Origin of the sequence: Paraburkholderia sp. UCT2 (assembly GCF_014397665.1) — a bacterium.
In the GTDB taxonomy this organism is placed as follows: domain Bacteria; phylum Pseudomonadota; class Gammaproteobacteria; order Burkholderiales; family Burkholderiaceae; genus Paraburkholderia; species Paraburkholderia tuberum.
This window is the reverse complement of sequence record NZ_VZQO01000016.1, coordinates 113,231-129,877: the sequence shown is the minus strand read 5'-3', so window position 1 is coordinate 129,877 and position 16,647 is coordinate 113,231. Positions and strand designations below refer to the sequence as shown.

At 64.7% G+C, this 16,647-nt stretch carries 13 protein-coding genes; all 13 read right to left on the bottom strand.

The genetic code is table 11. The features are described from left to right. Positions 1-7 precede the first annotated feature (7 nt). Positions 8-265: an RNA-binding protein gene (locus F6X39_RS15810; protein ID WP_184006824.1), complete on the bottom strand. Its 258-nt coding sequence runs from the start codon at positions 263-265 to the stop codon at positions 8-10. A 308-nt stretch (positions 266-573) separates the two neighbouring features. Then, complete coding sequence (fabI, locus tag F6X39_RS15805; protein WP_187617278.1) at positions 574-1,356, bottom strand: enoyl-ACP reductase FabI; 783 nt, start codon at positions 1,354-1,356, stop codon at positions 574-576. A 12-nt stretch (positions 1,357-1,368) separates the two neighbouring features. Then, positions 1,369-2,544 (bottom strand): acetate/propionate family kinase, encoded by a 1,176-nt coding sequence (locus tag F6X39_RS15800; protein WP_187617277.1) that lies wholly within the window; start codon positions 2,542-2,544, stop codon positions 1,369-1,371. Positions 2,545-2,548: 4 nt separating this feature from the next. Further along, on the bottom strand, positions 2,549-3,538 hold the full coding sequence (locus tag F6X39_RS15795) for a phosphate acetyltransferase (RefSeq protein ID WP_187611551.1): 990 nt from the start codon (positions 3,536-3,538) through the stop codon (positions 2,549-2,551). Between the two features lie 79 nt (positions 3,539-3,617). Then, positions 3,618-5,954 carry a DUF3141 domain-containing protein gene (locus F6X39_RS15790; protein WP_187617276.1) on the bottom strand — a complete coding sequence of 779 codons (2,337 nt, stop codon included), beginning with the start codon at positions 5,952-5,954 and terminating at the stop codon, positions 3,618-3,620. Positions 5,955-6,132: 178 nt separating this feature from the next. Then, positions 6,133-6,744, bottom strand: a complete 612-nt coding sequence (locus F6X39_RS15785) for a membrane integrity-associated transporter subunit PqiC (protein ID WP_262414721.1) — start codon at positions 6,742-6,744, stop codon at positions 6,133-6,135. Beyond that, positions 6,741-8,354, bottom strand: coding sequence for an intermembrane transport protein PqiB (locus F6X39_RS15780; RefSeq protein WP_187617275.1), 1,614 nt, complete (start codon positions 8,352-8,354; stop codon positions 6,741-6,743). The genes F6X39_RS15785 and F6X39_RS15780 overlap by 4 nt, the downstream gene beginning before the upstream one ends. Then, positions 8,338-9,618, bottom strand: coding sequence for a paraquat-inducible protein A (locus F6X39_RS15775; protein ID WP_187617274.1), 1,281 nt, complete (start codon positions 9,616-9,618; stop codon positions 8,338-8,340). Before F6X39_RS15775 ends, F6X39_RS15780 begins: the two co-directional genes overlap by 17 nt. After that, positions 9,615-11,129 (bottom strand): efflux transporter outer membrane subunit, encoded by a 1,515-nt coding sequence (locus F6X39_RS15770; protein ID WP_187617273.1) that lies wholly within the window; start codon positions 11,127-11,129, stop codon positions 9,615-9,617. The genes F6X39_RS15775 and F6X39_RS15770 overlap by 4 nt, the downstream gene beginning before the upstream one ends. Position 11,130: 1 nt before the next feature. Next, positions 11,131-14,364: an efflux RND transporter permease subunit gene (locus F6X39_RS15765; protein WP_187617272.1), complete on the bottom strand. Its 3,234-nt coding sequence runs from the start codon at positions 14,362-14,364 to the stop codon at positions 11,131-11,133. A 13-nt stretch (positions 14,365-14,377) separates the two neighbouring features. Then, positions 14,378-15,625 carry an efflux RND transporter periplasmic adaptor subunit gene (locus tag F6X39_RS15760; RefSeq protein ID WP_187617271.1) on the bottom strand — a complete coding sequence of 416 codons (1,248 nt, stop codon included), beginning with the start codon at positions 15,623-15,625 and terminating at the stop codon, positions 14,378-14,380. A gap of 16 nt (positions 15,626-15,641) precedes the next feature. Next, a complete protein-coding gene (locus tag F6X39_RS15755; RefSeq protein WP_090808966.1) occupies positions 15,642-16,034 on the bottom strand; it encodes a hypothetical protein in 393 nt (130 codons plus the stop codon). Positions 16,035-16,250: 216 nt separating this feature from the next. After that, positions 16,251-16,637, bottom strand: a complete 387-nt coding sequence (locus F6X39_RS15750) for a response regulator transcription factor (RefSeq protein WP_187617270.1) — start codon at positions 16,635-16,637, stop codon at positions 16,251-16,253. Positions 16,638-16,647 lie beyond the last annotated feature (10 nt).

The window sequence follows — 16,647 nt, the reverse complement described above, 5'->3', positions numbered from 1 at the left end:
TCGCCCGTCACGATTCGTCGCGCTCCGGCAGCAGCTGCGCGACGATCGTGTGGTTCTTCCAGAACAGGTTATGGACGCGGTTTTGCAGTATGCGCAGCCCGTCCGTGGGCACGTCGTCGAAGACGACCACCGCGCCTGGCCGCGAGCCCGTGCCGTGCACCCGCTGGATCGAGCTGAAGCGCGGGAACCCGTAGCGAATCAGGAACTCGCCGATCTCTTCGTCGGAGACGCTTTCCTCGACGTTTCCAAGAAACAGTTCAGCCATGATGCTTACTCCTCCAGACCATAGGGCCTGTTCACGCTAATAACGGGCTTGCGAACGTGCCTTTGCGCGCGTAGTGCAAGGAGAGAGGAGCGCCGTTTGGCCGAGCCAAACAAGCGACGACCGACGCCGCAATACGGGCGGAAAGGCACGTTCCCCTGTTTTAAAAAAACCTTCAAGGGGCTGGCCGCCAGAAGGGCCGATCGCCGCGTCATGCTCCTTGCGAATACGTCGAGTATTCGTTGCGTCGCAATCCTCGCGCTCGGCCCTTCTGGCGGCCAGCGCAAGCCCGTTATTAGCGTGAACAGGCCCTATGCCACGATGTTCAATCCGCCGTCGATATACAAGGTAGAACCGGACACCCGCCGCGCATACGGCGTGGCCAGAAACGCACAGGTATAGCCGACATCCATGATGTCGACGAGTTCGCCGAGCGGCGCGCGCTGCACCGCTTCGTTGAGCAGCAGCTCGAAATCCTTCAGGCCCGAAGCGGCGCGGGTCTGCAGCGGCCCGGGAGAAATCGCGTGCACGCGGATGCCCCTCGGTCCCAGCTCGAACGCCAGATAGCGCGCGCAGGCTTCGAGCGCCGCCTTGACGGGGCCCATCAGGTTGTAGTTCGGCACGACCTTGTTCGCGCCGTAGTAGCTCATCGTCAGCATGGTGCCGCCGTCTTTCATTAGCGGCGCGGCGAGGCGCGCCATCCGCACGAACGAATGGCAGGAGATGTCCATCGCGCTCAGGAAGCCCTCACGCGACGATTGCAGCAAGCCGCCCTGCAGATCCGCTTTCGGCGCCCATGCAACGGCGTGAACGAGAATATCGAGGCTTCCCCATGTCTTCTCGATCCGCTCGAACACGGCCTCCATTTCGTCCTCGCCCGTTACGTCGAGCGGCATGAAGATCTCGGCATCGAGTGCTTTGGCGATCGGTTCCACATATGGAGCCGCCTTGGCGTTCGCATAGGTGAGCGCAACGCTCGCGCCGAGGTCGTGAAACGCCTTCGCGCATCCGTACGCAATCGAATGCTCGTTGGCGACGCCGGTCACGAGGGCCTTCGCTCCTCGCAGAATCAAACCCGGTTGCTCGACAGACATGGTCAAACTCCTCTATGGGGCGACAGCGCGCGTATGGCGGGCGATCATCAGTTCCTCGTTGGTGGGCACGACCCAGACCGGCAGCCTGCTCGAGGCGCGGGTGATCAGCGGGCCGCCCGCCCGATTGGCCGCTTCGTCGAGTTCGGTGCCGAGCCACGCGGCATCGCGCACGATGCGCTCGCGGATCGCGACGGCGTGCTCGCCGATGCCGGCCGTCAGCACCAGTGCGTCGAGACCTTGCATCGCCGCGGCGAGACTGCCGAGTTCGCGCCCGATGCGGTAGGCGTAGACGTCGATCGCAAAGCGGGCACGCGGGTCGTCGCTGTCGAGCAGCACGCGCATGTCGCCCGAGATGCCCGACATGCCGAGCAGCCCCGAGCCCTTGTAAATGAGGTCCGCGATCGACTGCGTATCCATCTTCAGCTCGTCGAGCAGATAGAGCATCACGCCGGGGTCGAGGCTGCCGCAACGCGTGCCCATCGGCAGGCCTTCCACCGCCGTGAAGCCCATCGTGCTCGCCACGCTCTTGCCCGCGACCATCGCACACATGCTCGCGCCGTTGCCCAGATGCGCGACGACGGTGCGCCCCGCCGCCGCGGCCGGTGCGATCTCCGGCAGCACGCTCGCGATGTATTCGTACGAGAGCCCGTGAAAACCGTAGCGCCGCACGCCGTGGTCGGTAATCGAGGGGGGCAGCGCATAGGCCTGCGCGGTCTCGGTCTGCGTGCGATGAAACGTGGTGTCGAAGCACGCGACCTGTGGAAGGTCGGGACGCAGCTGCGCGAGGATGCGGATCGGGGTCAGGTTATGCGGCTGATGCAGCGGCGCGAGCGGGCTCAGGCTGTCCAGCTGGTCGATCACCTCGGAGGTCGCGAGGACGGGACCGGCAAAGCGCTGCCCGCCGTGCACGACGCGATGCCCGACCGCCTTCAGTTGATTGCCGCCACCGTGGTCGTGCAAAAAGCCGCCCAGATATTCGATCGCGCCCTGATGGCCGAGCCGATGGCCATCGCCCCATTCGTGCGAGCTGGCATTACCGTCGCGGTCCGTCACGCGAAAACGCGGGCTCGTGTAGAGCGCTTCGATCTGACCGCGCAAAATGAGCTCGAGTTGCGCTGGTTGCGCGTCGAAGGCGCTGAACTTGAGGCTCGACGAACCTGCGTTCAATACGAGGATCACATCCGCCATGACGTCACCCGACCACCTTGCCGGCCTCGCGCCGTGCCTTGGCCACCAACGCGGCGACCGCGCACGACGCGAGACGCGTCGATAGGGAATCCGCGCGGCTCGTCAGAATGATCGGCACGCGCGCGCCGAGCACGATGCCCGCCGCGTCCGCGCCGGCGAGAAACGACAGGCTTTTCGCGAGCATGTTGCCCGCTTCGAGGTCCGGCACCATCAATACATTGGCGCGACCGGCCACCCTCGACTCGATCTGCTTGATGCGCATGGCTTCGATGCTGATCGCGTTGTCGAGTGCGAGCGGACCGTCGACGAGCCCCCCGGTGATCTGCCCGCGGTCCACCATCTTGCACAGCGCCGCCGCTTCCACCGTCGATGGAATTTTCGGATTGACGCTCTCGGTCGCGGACAGGATCGCCACGCGGACTTCGTCAAGTTTCAGCGCGTGCCCGAGATCGATCGCGTTCTGCAGGATGTCGACCTTCTCTTCGAGCGTCGGCAAGATGTTGATCGCGGCGTCGGTGATAATCAGCGCGTTCTCGTACCCGGGCACGTCCATCACGAAGCAATGGCTGATGCGCCGCTCGGTGCGCAGGCCGGTGTCACGGCGAATCACCTCGGCCATCAGCTCGTCCGTATGCAGGCTGCCTTTCATCAGGGCCTCCGCCTTGCCTTCGCGCACCAGTTGCACGGCTGCTGCCGCGGCGGCATGGCTATGCGGCGCATCGACGATCGTGAAGTTCGAAATGTCGATGCCGTGTTCGGCGGCAATCGCTTCGATGCGCGCGCGCGGCCCGACCAGCAGCGGCGCGATCAGTCCCATCCCGGCTGCTTCGACCGCGCCATTGAGCGAACTCTGGTCGCACGGATGCGCGACCGCTGTCGGCATCGCCGGCAGCGTCCGGCAGAAATCGATCAGACGCTGATACTTCGCGTGCTTTTCCATCTGCGTATTCCTCGTGTGTACGGTGCGTTGGATTCGTGACGCGTGGCACGCCATGCTGACGGGCGCCGTGCATACGGGCGCCGTGCGCACGGTTCCGTCACGCTTGCGTCCTGCCGCGCATCGCGCCAGTTGCTCACGTGCGAGTAGAGTCAGGCAAACGTGCGTTGCGCTTGCGGCTCTCGCCCGAACCCAGCACCGCGCGGATGCGTTCGAACGCCTCCTTTTGCGCGGCGTCGGGCGCGGTGTTCAACACGCGCTCGTCGCTCGCCAGCTTGTCGAGCAGTTGTAGAAAGCGCTCGCGGTCCTCGCTGTGGGAAAGCAGCTTCGGCAGCGTGGCTATCGCCTCGTCCGGTTCGAAGCTGACGATGATTTCCTGCTCGCCCCGGATCCGCCGCCAGTGATCGGGGCTGATGTCGGGCAGGTACTCCGCGTAACTTTCGACGATCTCCTTGCGCATCTCCAGGCGCGCGAGCGGCAACGACCCGCCCTTGCGCGACAACAGATAGGCCGCGCGCGCGAGCGCCTCCGTGTAGCCGCCGTCGCCGATCGCCTGCAACGCCGTGCGCACGAACGGCAGCTCGCGCGGATCGATCGCGCCGGCTTGCGCGGCCACGCCATCGGCGGCCGGCTTGCTCAGATACGTCGCATACAGATTCGCGTACACGCTGAAGAAGCTGGCCTCGGTCCCCGCGTCGCGCATCGCGCGGTAATAGTCCAGCGACGCGCTGATCATTTGCGAGCCGTTGTGTTCGAGCTTGCTCCACGGGTTATCGGCGGCGGCCCGCTGGCGATTCTCACGAACCGACTGCGCGGCCACCGGCAGCCAGCCAAGCCACGGGTTCATCGCGGACACGGCCCAGCGCTGCCAGCGCAGCGGATGAAACTGGCGCAGCAGGCGGGCGCTCGTTTCGTTCGACATCGCCTGCACGAACGGCTGCGCGAGCAGTTCATACATGCGCTGATTCAGATTGGACACCGCGGCGACTGCTTCGAACGGCTTTTCGTCGATGCGGCCGAAGCGGTTCAGACGCGCGGCTATCTCCTCGAGCCGCCGCTCATGAAATTCGACTGCGTATTCGATCTCCCCGGCCGCGTTCCTGGCCTCGTTGATGGTCATGCCGTAGAGTCCCGGCGGGAAGGTTTCGATGGTCTCGAGCACGGACATGATCTGCTTGTGCTCCTTCTTCGCGACTTTCCCGGACACGAAAATGCCCAGATGCCCGATGTTCTGGTGCGTCAGACCGACGATCACCTGGCCGCGCGACTTGATCTCCTCGGTGCTGCCGTACAGGTCCGCCACCCAGTTGAACGCCTGTTGAGGCGGCGTGATGTTGTCCCCCATCGACGCGAACAGGATGATCGGCGAGCGGATTTCACGCAGATCGAAAGCCTGGCCGCTGCTGTTCGTCACTCCGCCCGACCACAGCTTGTTGCCGACGAACAGGTTGCGCGTGATCCATTCGATCTCCTCGCGATTCATCAGGTAGTAGCTGCCCCACCAGCGCTCGAATTCCAGAAAGCGTGGCGGCTCGGTATCGACGTTCGAGAACAGGTGGTAGTACTTGTCCCAGAACGTGTTGGCGGGATTCAGGTTCTCGAAGTTCTCCACCAGATACGCGCCGTCGAACTTGCCGTTGCCGAGATCCGCCGCGTACGACGCGAGCCAGGCGCCGCCCAGCATGCCGCCCGCGTAACGCATCGGGTTGTCGCCCTCGCCTTCGCTCCAGGCCGCGCTCCAGTACGACATCGGCGCACCGTTGATGACGATCGGGCCGGTCTCCTCGGGGTCGGAGCTGGCGAGCATCATCGCCGCCCAGCCGCCCTGGCAATTGCCGATGATCGCGGGCTTCGGACTGTCGGGATGCAGCGCGCGCACCTTGCGCACGAATAGCTGCTCGGCGTTGCACACGTCGAGCAGGGTCTGACCGGGCTCTGGGTCGCGAAAGAACACCACGAAGTAGACGGGATAGCCCGCGCGCAGCGCGATGCCCGCCTGCGAATCGTCCTTGAAGCCGCCAATGCCGGGGCCGTGCCCCGCGCGCGGATCGATGATCAGATACGGGCGTTTGCGCACGTCCACGCCCACGCCTTCGAGCGGACGAAGTTGCAGCAGCGCATAGTTGACCGGCCGTTCAAACGTGCGGCCGTCCAGCACCATGTCGTACTCGAAATGCAGCACGGGCGTGGGACCGCTGACGCTGCGTTCGACGAATTCGTTGCCGCGCCGGTACAGCGTGTCCCAGAACAGCAGCGAGCGCTGCGCGGCGTCCACCGTGTATTGCCACGCACTGAGCGGATCGAATGGCGCGGACATCGCGCTTGCGGTCGGGGCGCCATCGTGATCGAGCCCCAGCGTTTCGGTGACCCGTTCATTCAGATGCCGCTGGGCGATTTGCGTGCGCTTCTGCAGCACGTGGTTGATTTTTGAGGCAATGTCCTGGCTTTGTGACAACAGCGTTTCAGCGTCCATCGGAAGACTCCTGAAAGGTGCGCGTCACGATCGGTGCCGAGGCACGCGCCGTGCATCGATTGAATCGTGGAGTTGACCCAGAGCTCTAGCAATCGGACCAAGGTCTTATTATGCGCGCGACCCGGTGCAGCGCACGGGTTCGGGCGCGGCGCGTGTCGACGTGACGCAGCGCGACGTCTCATTGAGCAGGTTTTGCCTGCACCGCTGCGGCGATATCGCGGCTCACCGAGGCGAGCGCGCGATCGTGGGCGGCGATGATCGGCTCGAATCCGGGACCGGATACGCTCTCGCGCGCGACCGAGCGACCGGTGACGGCGCGGACCTTGCCGGGCGGCCGCACGGCCCACAGCACGTCGACGGTGACGTCGCGCCCCGGCACGGACTCGAAGCGCATCACGTCGATCCGCACGCGCCAGACGACGGACGGATCGCGTACCGCATCGAATACCGAAATCTGCTGCGAGTTCAGCAGCGCGCCGAGATCGGCCGCGATCACGCGGCCGATGTCGCCACCGAGCGGCTGCGCCCAGCGGTCGAATTCGTTGACCGCGACCTCGTTGTTAGCGATCCGCGTGACGATCTGCGGCCGGTCCACGATCTCGGGTATCGTGACCGGACCGATCACCGCCGTAATCGGCTGGCTCGCGCCGGTGCTGCTCAACGAATCGTCCGGGCTCAGCGTGTAGAAGTTCGTCGCCGGCGACTTGCAGGCGCCGAGCAGAGCGCCGGCGAGCACGAGCATCAGGCCGGCCGCGAGGCGGCTTATAAAGCGGCCCATCGCATCTGTCATGGCTTCTTGTCCTCGGACTTGCCGCGCACGAGCGATTCCGGATGCTGCGCCAGATAGTCGGCCAGCGTGCGCAGCGAGGCAGCGGTGCGAGTCAATTCACGCATTGCGTCTTCCGTCGATTGCTGCAGCGACGAGTCCGGCTGCAGCGCGGCATTCGCGGAATCGAGCGTCGATTGCGCGGACAGCAGCGTGTCGCGCGCTTTCGGCACGACCTGCGTGTTGAGCTGCCCGAGCATCGCGTTGGTGGTGCGCAGCGTCGAGCGCGCGTCCTTGCCGATATCCTCGAACGGTATGTTGTTGATCTTGGCGAGCAGTCGCGTGACCGATTCCTGCAGCGATTGCAGCGTGCGCGGAATCGCGGGCATTTCGGGCGGCGTCTTGCTCCAGTCGATCGACGCCTTCGGCGCGTCGGGGAAATAGTCGAGCGCGAGGTACTGTTGGCCAGTCAGCAGATTGCCGCTTCTCAACTGGAAGCGGAAGCCGTGCTCGACCAGATAGTTCGCGAGACCGCGCGGGTCGTTGGTGAGGTGTCCGCCGGCGCCGTCGTTCTGATATCGCGACGTGAACCGCTCCGGATAGATATTGATCTCGACCGGAATGCTGAAGCGGCGCGTCTGCGGGTCAAAGCGCGTGTAGATCGCCGTGACTTCGCCGATCTCGACGCCGCGGAAATCGACGGGCGCGCCTACTGCCAGACCGCGCACCGAATCCGTGAAGTTCACCGCGTATTTGACAACGATGCGATCGTGCAACTTCATCGCGTCAGCGCGCGTGCTGTAGAGCTGGAACGTGGTGCTGGTATCGGCGCTCGTCTCTACCTGCGAATCGGGCGGCGATTCGAACGCGATCCCGCCGATGATGATCGATACGATCGACTGCGTTTCGACGCGCAAGCCGCTGCTGTCGAACGCCATATCGACACCGCTGGCGTGCCAGAAGCGCGTGTCGGTTCTGACGAAGCGGTCGTAGGGCGCGTTGACGAACACCTTCACCGTGACGCCGCGGCCGTCCGGGTCCAACTGGTACGACGCGACCTGGCCCACCTGAATTCTGCGGAAAAACACGGGCGTACCCACGTCGAGCGAGCCGAGTGCCGTGCCATGCAACGTGTACTCGTGCCCCGGCACGTCGCTGGCGATCACGGGGGGCTCCTCGAGGCCGACGAAACTGCGGCGCGCTTTTGGCGAATTGCCGACGTCGACGTCGATATACGAGCCCGACAGCAGCGTGCCGAGCCCCGACACCGTGCCACCCGAAATGCGCGGACGCACGACCCAGAAGCGTGTGTTGTCGACCAGCAGGTCCGCCACGTCGCGCGTCACCTCGGCCTTGGCCACCACGCGCTTGTGGTCCGGCGTCAGCGAGACCGCTCCGACCACGCCGATATCGACGTCCTTGAACTTGAGCTTGGTCTTGCCCGCTTCGAGACCGTCGCCGGTCTTGAAACTGATGCTGATCTGTTCGCCGCGCTCCAGCACCGCCTTCACCGCCAGCCAACCGCCGATCAGGATCGCCACGATCGGCACGAGCCAGACCAGTTGCATCCGCCAGCGCGAGCGCGGCACCGGCTCCGCGGCGGGCAGTTCGGGCTCTTCAGTCGGAGTGGACACGTTCCGTCTCCAAAGCGTCCCACATCAGGCGTGGATCGAACGCCATCGCGGCGAGCAAGGTCAGCACGACGACCGCGCCGAACGCGATCGCCGCCGGCCCGGCCTTGATCGTCGCCAGCGCCTGGAATTGCACCAGCGCGACCAGCATCGTGATCACGTAGATGTCGAGCATCGACCAGCGACCGATCAGCTCGATCAGGCGATAGATCCGCGTGCGCTGCCCGGGCAGCCATTGCCAACGAAGCTGGGTCGACAGCGCGAGATACCCGATGCCGAGAATCTTCAGCATCGGCACGACGATGCTCGCGATGAATACGAGCACGGCGAGCGGCCACGAGCCCGATACCCACAGATACACCACGCCGCTCATGATCGTGTCCGTCTGCGAGCCGAACAGCGAACTCGTGTCCATCACGGGCAGCACGTTGGCCGGAATGTAGAGCACCATCGCGGCCACCAGATACGCCCACGTACGCGACAGGCTTGCGGGCTTGCGCTGGTGCAACGACGCCTTGCAGCGCGGACAGACATGCTTGACCGCGCCGCTGGGCTGCTTGAGCAGCAGGCCGCATTCTTCGCACAGCACGAGCCCGTAGGCAGACGCCGTGATGGCGTCGCGGTGCACGCGGATCGGCGGTAATCGCCATGGCTGCGCGCCACGCGTTGCCGTGATGCGCGCCCACACCTCGCGCGGATCGAACGTCGCCGCCGCGGCCGCGATCAGCAGCATCAGCGCGATGAACGACCACAGCGCAGTGCCCGGCACTACTTTGGCGATATGCGCGAGCTTGACCAGCGCGACCAGCAAGCCGAGGATCAGCACCTCCGTCATGCCCCACGGCCGCGCGAGCTGAAACAGACGAAAGCACTCGGCCGGCCGCCACGGCACGCGCCCGAAGCGCAGCGGCAGCAGCAGCCACAACATCGCTGCGGTTTGCAGCACCGGCGTGACGATCGTCGTCAGGGCGACCAGCAAGGCGAGCGGCCACGAGCCGTGGCTGTACAGCATGCGCACCGAACCCGCGAGCGTCGTCTGCACGACATGGCCGTTCAGCGACAGACCGACGATCGGAAACACGTTCGAGATCACGAGCAGCACCGCGGACGCGCACGAGAATGCGAGCGCATACTCCGGCCCGTTCGAGCGTCCGCGCCTGAGCTCCGCGCGGCACCGCTGGCAGCGCAACGCATTGCCGGCGGCGGGCGGCGCGCCGAGTTGAAGCAGGTCGCACTCTTCGCACGCGATCAGCTCGTTACCCGTCATCTCGCCTCCTCAGCACCCGACGTTCCAGCCGGCGCGGGCGCGTTCTGCGAGACCGGCGCCATCGCCGGCGAGTTTTGCGGCGCGGGCGGCGGCGCCGTCAGTTTTTCCGCCTCGGCCACCCAGCCACCGCCCGTCGCCTTGTAGAGCGTGACGTACGAGGCCAGCACCGCGCCTTGAGTTTGCGCATAGTTCAGTTGCGCGTTGAACAGGCTGCGCTCCGCATCGAGCACTTCGATGTAGCTCGTATAGCCGCCTTCGTAGCGCTGCCGCGCGAGGTGCGCATAGGTGTGCAGCGCCTCGACCTGGAGGTTTTGCGCATCGAGTGCCTGATGCGTCTTCTGCACGGAGATGAGCGCGTCCTCGACCTCCTGGAACGCTACCTGGATCGCCTTTTCGTACGAGTACAGCGATTCCTGCTGGCGCGCTTCGGCCTGGTGCACCTGGCCGGTGATGTTGCCCGCCGTGAAGATCGGCTGCGTGACGCTACCGGCAAACGACCACACGCGCGCCGGGCCGGTGAACAGATTCGAGAACTGCGCGCTGACCGAACCGAACAGCCCGGTCAGCGAAATCGACGGGAAGTACAGCGCGCGCGCCGCCCCGATCAGCGCGTTTTGCGCGACCAGCGTCTGCTCGGCCTCCAGCAGGTCGGGACGGCGTTCGAGCAGATCGGACGGCAGCCCCTCGGGAATCGGCGGCGTGCCCATCTGCGACAGCTCACGGCCGCGCAGTATCGCGCCGGGATTCCTGCCAATCAACACCGACAACGCGTCTTCCTGCTGGGCGATCTGCGCTTCGAGCTGCGGAACCGTGACTTGCGCGGCTTGATACTCCGACTGGCTTTGCGCGAGTTCCATCTGCGAGACCTCGCCGTAGCGGAAGCGCGCCTCGAACACGCGCACCGATTCCGCGCGGCTTTGCACGGTCTCCTTCGCGATCACTAGCTGCCGGTCCAGACTGCGCAGATTGATGTAGGCCGACGCGACCGAGCTCACTAGCGTCAGAATCGTGGCGTGGCGACCCTCTTCGCTTGCGAGCAGATTCGCGCGTGCCGCCTCGGTTTCCCGGCGCACCTTGCCGAACAGATCGACTTCCCAGGACACCGCCAGCGTCGCGTCGAACTGGTTGTAGATGGGGCTCACGCCCTTCGGCACCGGCACGCCTTCGTCCTGCGAGACCCGTTGACGCGACGCGTCGGCGCCTGCCGAAAGCTGCGGGAACAGCCCGGAGCGCGTGGTCACGAACTGCCCGCGAAACTCGTCGACCCGCGCGGCCGCGATCTTCACGTCGCGATTGTCCTGCAGCGCGGCGGCGATCAGTTGATCCAGCACCGGGTCCTGAAACTGCTCCCACCATACGGCGTTGGCGATGCCCGCCGCCTCGCCCTGGGCGAAACGATAAGTGGCCGGCACGTCGACCGCCGGGCGCTGGTAGTTGGGGCCTAGCAGGCATCCGCTCAGCGCGAGCAGCATGACGGATGCGAGCAAACGCGCCGGTGCCGTGCCGTGCATGTCATTCACCTGCCTGCGGCGCGGACGGCGCCTCGCTCGACGCACCGGGCCCCGGCACCGCCGAGGGTTCGCGTCCTACGCCGCCGCTGGGCTCCACGCCCGGCGTCGGCTTTTTGCCTCCCTTCGAGCGCGACGACATGGTTTCGAGCAGGTAATAGAACATCGGGATGAAGAATACGGCGATCGCCGTCGCGCCCAACATGCCGCCGATCACACCGGTGCCGATCGAATGACGGCTGTTGGCCGATGCGCCCGTCGCGATCGCGAGCGGCACGCAGCCGAGAATGAACGCGAGCGAGGTCATCACGATCGGGCGCAGCCGTTCTTCCGCCGCGGTCATCGTCGCGTCGAACACCGAGGCGCCGCTCTCGCGATTGAGCACCGCGAATTCGAAGATCAGGATTGCGTTCTTCGCGGCGAGCGCGACCAGCATCGTCAGCCCGATCTGGAAGTAGACGTCGTTGGACAGGCCGCGCAGCATGATCGCGAGCAGCGCGCCGAACAGCGCGAACGGCACCGCCATCAGCACGCCGACCGGCAGCGACCACTTCTCGTACTGCGCGGCGAGGATCAGGAACACCATCACGAGACCGAACACGAAGACGAGCCCGGAGGTGCCGCCCGACTGCCGTTCTTCGAATGCCTCGCCGCTCCATGCCACGTCGTAGCCTTCCGGCATCTGCGCGGCGATCTGTTCCAGCGTCGAGATCACCTGTCCGGAGCTGTAGCCCGGCGCGGCATTCGCCGTGACCTTGATGGCCGGGAAATTATTGAATCGCGTGACGAGGTCCGGGCCCGTCGTAAAGCGGTAGCTTGCCACCGACTTGATCGGCACCATCGTGCCGTTCGTGCTGCGCACGAAGATCTGATCGAGATCAGTAGGCTTCAGGCGATACCGCGGGTCCGCCTGCAGGATCACCTGCCACAGCCGGCTCGAGCGGTTGAACTGCGATACGTACAGCGAGCCGAACATCGTCTGCATCGCGCTATAGACGTCTTCGACCGGCACGCCGAGCGTCTCCGACTTGTCGCGATCCACGTCGACCAGCAGTTGCCGCGACGCCGCATTGAAGGTCATCGTGACGCCGGTCAGCTCCTTGCGCGCCCGCGCTTTCTGCACGAACTGGTCGGCCACGCCCGCGAGCTGTGCGATGGAAGCATCCCCCTTGCTCTGAATCCACACCTCCGTGCCGCCTGTCGTGCCGAGCCCCGGAATCGACGGCGGGTTGACCGGCAGAATAATGCCCTCCTGGACGTTCGCGAAGTAGCGATACGCGGCGAGCAGAACCTGGCGCGCGTTCTGCGTCGCGCGGTTGGCCCGCGTATAGCGTTCGTCGAAGCTCTTCAGACCGACGAAGAAGGTGCCGGCATTGTTCTTGTTCTGGCTGTCGAGCAGGCTGAAACCATCGACCGTGGTGATGCTGCCGACCGCCTCCTGTTTCATGAAATAGTCAGTGATGACTTGCGACACCTGGCCGGTGCGGTCGAGGCTAGCCGCGTCCGGCATGATGACCGCGCCGAGCAGATAACCCTGGTCTTCAGGCGGCAGGAACGCCGACGGAATCGAGCGCACCATCAGCACCGCCAGCACGATCATCGCCGCGAAGAACACGAGCCCCATGACAAAGCGCTTGATGATGAGCTTGACCGCGCGTGTATAGCCCGACGTCATGCGGGCGAACTGATTGTCGAACCAGCGGAAAAAGCCCTTCTTCTCGTGGTGCGTGCTTTTCAGCAGCAACGCGGCGAGCGCCGGTGACAAGGTCAGTGCGACGATGCCGGACAGCACCACCGAAATCGCAATCGTGATCGCGAACTGCTTGTACATCTGGCCGGTGATGCCGCCGAGAAACGCGACCGGCACGAACACCGCGCACAGCACCAGCACGATCGCCACGACCGGGCCGGCGACTTCGTCCATCGCCTTCTTCGAGGCCTCTTTCGGCGAGAGCTTGTGCACCGTGATGTTGCGTTCAACGTTCTCGATCACGACGATCGCATCGTCGACGACGATACCGATCGCGAGCACCATGCCGAACAAGGTCAGCATGTTGATCGAAAAGCCCAGCAGCAGCATGAACATGCAGGTGCCGACGATCGACACCGGCACCGCGATGATCGGAATCAGCGTCGCGCGAAGGCTTTGCAGGAATACGAACACGACGATCACGACGAGCACCAGCGCTTCGAAGAACGTATGGATCACGTCTGAGATCGACGCTCGCGTGAACTCGGTCGTGTCCATCGCGATTTCGTAGGTCATGCCTTCCGGAAACGACTTCTTCAGTTCCGCGAGTGTCGTGCGCACCTGCTTCGCCACGTCGAGCGCGTTGGCGCCCGGCTGCTGATACACGGCGAGCACGGTGGCCGGCTTGCCCTGGAAGCGGCTGCGAATCGAGTAGTCTTTCTGGCCGAGCTCGGCGCGGCCGATGTCCTTGAGCCGCACGATCGCCGCGCCGCCGCTCGCGGCGCGCACGATGATGTTGTCGAACTGCGAAGGCTCGGCGAGGCGCCCCGTGGTCGTGACCGCGAACGATTGCTGGACCGCTCCGCTGGTCGGCGACTGTCCGATACTGCCCACCGCGAACTGCTGGTTCTGATTCGCGACGACCCGTTGCACGTCGGCGGCCGTCACGCCCAGCTGCGCCATCCGGTCGGGCTTCAGCCAGATCCGCATCGCGTAGTCTGGCGTGCCGAAGATACTCGACTGGTTCGCGCCCGGAATCCGCTTGATCGCGTCAAGCACGTAGATGTTCGTAAAGTTCGCGATATACGTCGAATCGTAGCGGTTGGTGGGCGAATAGATCGCGATCACCATCATGAACGCCTGTGACTTTTTCTGTACCTGAATGCCCTGCGCCTGGACCGATTGCGGCAGTTGCGGCAGCGCGAGATTCACGCGGTTCTGCACGTCGACCTGGGCCAGTTCGGGGTTCGTGCCGATCTGGAAGTACACGTTGAGCGTCATACTGCCGGTCGACGAACTCGACGAGTTCATGTAGATCATGTTGTCCGCGCCATTGACCTGCTGCTCGATCGGTGCGGCGACATTGTTCGCGACGACCTCGGCGCTGGCGCCCGGATAGGTGGCGGACACCGTGATTTGCGGCGGCGTGATGTCGGGGTACTGCGCGACCGGCAGCGAGAACATCGCCAATGCGCCGCCGAGCGTGATGACGATCGAAATGACTGACGCGAAAATCGGCCGATCGATGCAGTAGCGCGAAATGTTCATGGCGACTGCCCCGTCACTCGGCGGCGGGCGCTGCCGCGGCGCCTTGCGATGCAGCCGTCGCCACCGCCGCCTGGCTTTTCCCGCCGGCCGCCAGGGTTTTGATGATTTTCAGCTGCGAATCCGCGGTAACGCGCAGCGCGCCGTCCACGACGATGCGCTCGCCCGCCTTGAGTCCGTCGGAAACAAACCAGTTATTGCCCTGCCAGTCGCCGACTTCGACGACGCGCTGATGCGCCTTCGAGGCGCTATCGACGACCCACACGAAGTGGCTCTTCGCGCCCTGCAACACCGCGCGCTGCGGCACGAGCGTCGCATTGGGCCGGATCGCGCCGGAAACGCGGGCCCGCACGAACTGGCCGGGGCGCAACGTGCCCTCCGGGTTTTTGAAGGTCGCGCGCACGAGGAAGGTTCCCGTTTCGGTACTGAACGCCGGGTTCGCGAAGTCGATCTGACCTTGCTCGGCATAGGGCGAGCCGTCGGCGAGAATCAGATGCACGGAGAAATCGTTGTGCGCGGGAAATCGCAGATGTCCTGCCGCGATGTCATCCCGGTACTTCAGCATCTCGTTCTCGGAGATGCTGAAGTTCACCCACATCGGATCGAGCTGGTACACGTAGGTCAGCAAACCGTTCGAGGTCGCCGTCACGTAGCTGCCATCCTGCAGACGCGCGAAGCTCGACAGGCCGTTCAGCGGAGACTTGATCGTCGTGTAGCCGAGGTTCAGCAGTGCGGTGTCGACTTCGCCCTGGGCGGCGATCACCGCGGCGGCGCTCTGCTTCTCGTTGCCGACCGCGTCGTCGAGATCCTTCTTGCTCAACGCGTTCTGCGCCGCCAACGGCACCACGCGCGCGAGATTGGCCTTGGCGACTTCGAGACGCGCCTGCTGCTGGGCCAGTTGACCTTTCGCGGTCCGCAGCGCGGCCTCGAACGGCTTGCGGTCCATCTGGAACATCGTTTGTCCCGTCTTGACCAACGCGCCTTCGGTGTACATGCGCTTGTCGAGGAAGCCGTCCACCCGCGCGCGGATCTCGACTTCACGCGAACTCTGCGTTTGCGCGGTAAATTCGAAGTCGACCGGCGTGTCCTGCTGCGTCACCGTCATCACGGTCACTTCCGGCGCGGCGACGACCGGCGGCGGTGGCGCCTTCTTGCACGACGCGAGCAACGTGAGCAGCGTCAGCGCCGCGACGACGGCGAGCAATGGGAGAGCGCCGCGAGAATCTGGCCGCGGCGAGACCAGGGACACGGGTACGGTTTTCATCGCGCACTCCGCCTGATCACAAAGGCGTGCAGTTGCCGAACAGCACGAAGGCATCGTTTCTGTTGGCGATCGTCAGCGTCATCTCGCCGTCCGTCGAATCGACGACCAGCGTCCAGCCAAAGCCCAACTCATTGCCGAGGATCAGGAGCTGATCCGCCTCCTTGGTGACCGACAGCATCGGCGTCGTGCGCGCGGGACCGACGACCGCGCGTTTGTCGAAGTCGAGAGTCAGGAATTTCGGCAGACCAAGATCCGCGGGCAACGCGCGCGTGCAGGCGATGCCCGGATCGCAGGCGTGCGCGTCGATCGTCGCGCAGATCAGCCGTTTGCTGCCGTCGAAGTCCGCCGCGCCCACCTGCATCGCAGCGGTACCGAGAAGAATCGCGAGACAAACCGAAATTGATTTCATCACGTGCGCTCCCGCTTTTATCCTTGAACGCTGCCGCACTCCGCGCGGCGCATCGCACGCGCAAAGGCACGCAAGCGCCGCAACCTGTCCGGTTTCGAGTTCGGTGCGGCGCAGCCGGCGTTCGGTTCGACGCGTTGACTGAGTTCAGTTTGGTGGTCCGAAGAAACGGCGACAATCGGACCTTGGTCTCATATCGTCCGGCGCGAAGACGCGCGTTCAGGGTGTCGGCGGACCACCGATGGCCACCTCGACCGCCTTGAACAGAATCGCGCTGGTGAAAGGCTTGCGCAGATACGCGGCCGCGCCGGCCGCGAGCGCGCTCTGGCGGACGGAGAGATCGTCATAGGCGGTAATCACGATGACCGGCACGCCCATTTGCGCGAGCTGACGCTGGACTTCCAGGCCGTTGGTTCCCGGCATCTGGACATCCAGAATCACGCAGGCAGGCCGATACGACGGAATTGCCATAAGCGCATTCAAGAACTCGTCACCGCTGCAAAACGTCTCCGCCCTGATACCTTCGGAATGCAGCAAACGCTTGATGGCTCGGCATACCGACTCGTCATCGTCGACCACCGCAACGAATTGGTTAGGGTTGACCATATGACAGCGC

Bases quoted from the DNA above. Each gene is read 5' to 3' on its own strand.
- F6X39_RS15810 (WP_184006824.1), bottom strand. From the start codon at position 265: ATGGCTGAACTGTTTCTTGGAAACGTCGAGGAAAGCGTCTCCGACGAA.
- fabI (WP_187617278.1), bottom strand. From the start codon at position 1,356: ATGTCTGTCGAGCAACCGGGTTTGATTCTGCGAGGAGCGAAGGCCCTC.
- F6X39_RS15800 (WP_187617277.1), bottom strand. From the start codon at position 2,544: ATGGCGGATGTGATCCTCGTATTGAACGCAGGTTCGTCGAGCCTCAAG.
- F6X39_RS15795 (WP_187611551.1), bottom strand. From the start codon at position 3,538: ATGGCGTGCCACGCGTCACGAATCCAACGCACCGTACACACGAGGAAT.
- F6X39_RS15790 (WP_187617276.1), bottom strand. From the start codon at position 5,954: ATGGACGCTGAAACGCTGTTGTCACAAAGCCAGGACATTGCCTCAAAA.
- F6X39_RS15785 (WP_262414721.1), bottom strand. From the start codon at position 6,744: ATGACAGATGCGATGGGCCGCTTTATAAGCCGCCTCGCGGCCGGCCTG.
- F6X39_RS15775 (WP_187617274.1), bottom strand. From the start codon at position 9,618: ATGACGGGTAACGAGCTGATCGCGTGCGAAGAGTGCGACCTGCTTCAA.
- F6X39_RS15770 (WP_187617273.1), bottom strand. From the start codon at position 11,129: ATGCACGGCACGGCACCGGCGCGTTTGCTCGCATCCGTCATGCTGCTC.
- F6X39_RS15765 (WP_187617272.1), bottom strand. From the start codon at position 14,364: ATGAACATTTCGCGCTACTGCATCGATCGGCCGATTTTCGCGTCAGTC.
- F6X39_RS15760 (WP_187617271.1), bottom strand. From the start codon at position 15,625: ATGAAAACCGTACCCGTGTCCCTGGTCTCGCCGCGGCCAGATTCTCGC.
- F6X39_RS15755 (WP_090808966.1), bottom strand. From the start codon at position 16,034: ATGAAATCAATTTCGGTTTGTCTCGCGATTCTTCTCGGTACCGCTGCG.
- F6X39_RS15750 (WP_187617270.1), bottom strand. From the start codon at position 16,637: ATGGTCAACCCTAACCAATTCGTTGCGGTGGTCGACGATGACGAGTCG.